This is a genomic window from Rheinheimera mesophila (assembly GCF_000986865.1).
Classification (GTDB): domain Bacteria; phylum Pseudomonadota; class Gammaproteobacteria; order Enterobacterales; family Alteromonadaceae; genus Pararheinheimera; species Pararheinheimera mesophila.
In genome coordinates, this window is the sequence record NZ_LAVS01000058.1 from 1 (window position 1) to 2,651 (window position 2,651).

The window sequence follows — 2,651 nt, forward strand, 5'->3', positions numbered from 1 at the left end:
GCTTCATTGGCGATAGCACCAACGATGTCACCGGCACGCACGCCATGCTCTTTACCCACTTCAATACGGTAGTTGGTGTAGTCACCTTTTAACTCACGACGTGGACGTGGAGGACGATCGCCGCGCTCAGCACGATCACCAGAACGTTCTGGTCTGTCACCACGGGCAAATTTATCACGGCCACCTGCACGGTCATCGCGGTCGCGGCTATGGGGCTCACGGATTTCCGGGAACTGAGATGCAACGTTTAACGGCTGGTCTTTCTGCGCCAGATATAACAAGGCAGCAGCCATATCGATATCTGTCGTTTCCAGCTTTTCACGCCAATCGTTTACCAGATCCATAAAGAAGCTTAAATTCTTCGCTTCGATGGTCTGAGCTAACTGAGCGCGGAACGCTTCGATACGACGCTGTTCGATCACCTGACCGGTAGGCAGCGACATTTTTTCAATCGGCTGACGAGTTGCGTGTTCGATAGTGCGCAGCAAACGGCGTTCACGTGGTGATACGAAAAGTATCGCCTTACCTTCACGACCAGCACGACCGGTACGACCAATACGATGCACATAAGCTTCGCTGTCGTATGGAATGTCATAGTTGATCACCAGACTGATACGTTCTACGTCCAGACCACGAGCAGCAACGTCTGTGGCTACGATCACGTCCAGTTGATCGGCTTTTAAACGACGGATGGTTTGTTCGCGGTGAGCCTGGTTCATATCACCGTTTAAGCAAGCAACGGCATAGCCACGGGCGCCGTTTTTCACTTTACGGATGCCTTTATACAGACATTCCTGAGTCACCCGAATTAAGCGTTCAGCCATGATGCTCGGTTTGCCAATCACAAACATTTTTGAGGTGTCGCCGTGGTAACCATCTTTAATCACTGTGATGTCGATATTAATAATGTCGCCGTCTTTGAGTTTTTTCTCCGGTGAAGGAATACCGTGACAAATCACCTGATTGACGGAAGTACAAATCGATTTTGGAAAACCGTGGTAATTCAGCGGGGCAGGGATAGCCTGCTGGACATTGACAATATAGTTATGGCATATGGTGTTCAGCTCTTCGGTGGTGACACCGGCTTTGACGTATGGCTCAATCATCTCTAATACTTCGGCGGCCAGTTTGCCTGCCACACGCATTTTTTCGATCTGATCTGCTGTTTTAATAATCGCGGCCATGCCATCTCTCTCTTGCTGTGAATAGCTGTAAAAATACACATTTCATTGTGTTTCAAGGGTGCTTATGGTATAAAGCGCGCCGCGATTTGGCAAATCAGATTCTGTCAAAAACGCAAAACGCAGATTAAAACTGCAATTAACTAAACAACACACATACATCGACACATAAGCCGGGGTGCTGCAACTCATTGAGTTTCAGTCGGTTTTATGGGGTGTATGGAGGCCCAACCCCATTACTAAGGAATATTTATAATGGCAAAAGTTTCTATGCGCGATATGCTCCAGGCGGGCGTACATTTCGGTCACCAAACACGTTACTGGAACCCAAAAATGAAGCCATTCATTTTCGGCGCTCGTAACCGTGTTCACATCATCAACCTGGAACAAACTGTTCCAATGATGAACGATGCTCTGGCTTTCATTCAGTCTGTTGCTGCTAAAAAAGGCAAAATCCTGTTTGTTGGTACTAAGCGCGCTGCCTCTGAAGCGATCAAAGAAGCTGCTTTGCAAGTTGACCAGTACTATGTAAACCACCGCTGGTTGGGTGGCATGCTGACGAACTGGAAAACTGTTCGCCAGTCTATCAAGCGTTTAAAAGACCTGGAATCTCAGAGCCAGGACGGTACTTTCGACAAGCTGACCAAAAAAGAAGCTTTAGACCGTACCCGTGAAATGGACAAGCTGGAAAAAAGCTTAGGCGGTATCAAAGACATGGGCGGCTTGCCTGATGTTCTGTTTGTGATCGATGCCGACCACGAACACATTGCAATTAAAGAAGCCAACAACCTGGGTATCCCAGTAGTATCTATCGTTGATACGAACTCTGACCCTAAAGGTGTTGACTTTGTGATCCCTGGTAACGATGACGCTATCCGCGCTATCCAGTTATACCTGGGCGCAGTCAACCAGGCCATCACTGAAGGCCGCAGCAAAAACATCGAAGTTCAGGCTGAATCTGAAAACTTCGTCGCTGCTGAATAATTGCATTGTCTCTGTAGCCTTGTCATCAAGGCTACATCCAGGACAGGTATAAAGCAGGTTTAAACATACAGGGGCATTTGCCCCTGTTTGTCCACGAAAAAATTTTGTGAGGAACTTCCCATGGCTGTAACTGCCGGTTTAGTAAAAGAATTACGCGAGCGCACTGGCGCTGGCATGATGGACTGCAAAAAAGCGTTAGAAGAAACTGCAGGTGACATCGAAGGCGCAATCGAATTAATGCGTAAAAATGGTCAGGCTAAAGCTGCCAAGAAAGCAGGTCGTATTGCTGCTGAAGGTACTGTAATCACCCGCGTTGGCGGTGGTTATGCAGTAGCTATCGAATTTAACTGTGAAACAGATTTCGTCGGCCGTGACGCAAGCTTCCTGGCTTTTGCTAACGCTGCTGCTGATCTGGCTCATGCCAACAAGCTGTTCACTGTAGAAGAGCTGTCAGCAGCTCAACTGGGCGACAGCACTGTGGAAGAA

At 48.0% G+C, this 2,651-nt stretch carries 3 protein-coding genes and 1 pseudogene; 2 read left to right on the plus strand and 2 right to left on the minus strand.

Annotation, left to right across the window (positions count from 1 at the left end; genetic code table 11):
* Together SD53_RS19050 and map are read right to left on the minus strand one after the other, a co-directional pair.
* On the minus strand, positions 1-443 hold a 443-nt coding region (locus SD53_RS19050), incomplete at its 3' end, for a DbpA RNA binding domain-containing protein (protein ID WP_436197676.1).
* A 150-nt stretch (positions 444-593) separates the two neighbouring features.
* Positions 594-1,184 (minus strand): annotated as a pseudogene (map, locus tag SD53_RS18770) (type I methionyl aminopeptidase); the annotation flags it as partial.
* Positions 1,185-1,436: 252 nt separating this feature from the next.
* Between map and rpsB the strand changes: the two are divergent.
* Together rpsB and tsf are read left to right on the plus strand one after the other, a co-directional pair.
* Positions 1,437-2,165, plus strand: a complete 729-nt coding sequence (rpsB, locus tag SD53_RS12490) for a 30S ribosomal protein S2 (protein ID WP_046519525.1) — start codon at positions 1,437-1,439, stop codon at positions 2,163-2,165.
* A 120-nt stretch (positions 2,166-2,285) separates the two neighbouring features.
* Positions 2,286-2,651 (plus strand): translation elongation factor Ts (gene tsf, locus SD53_RS12495; protein WP_046520547.1); only part of this gene is annotated, 366 nt, incomplete at its 3' end.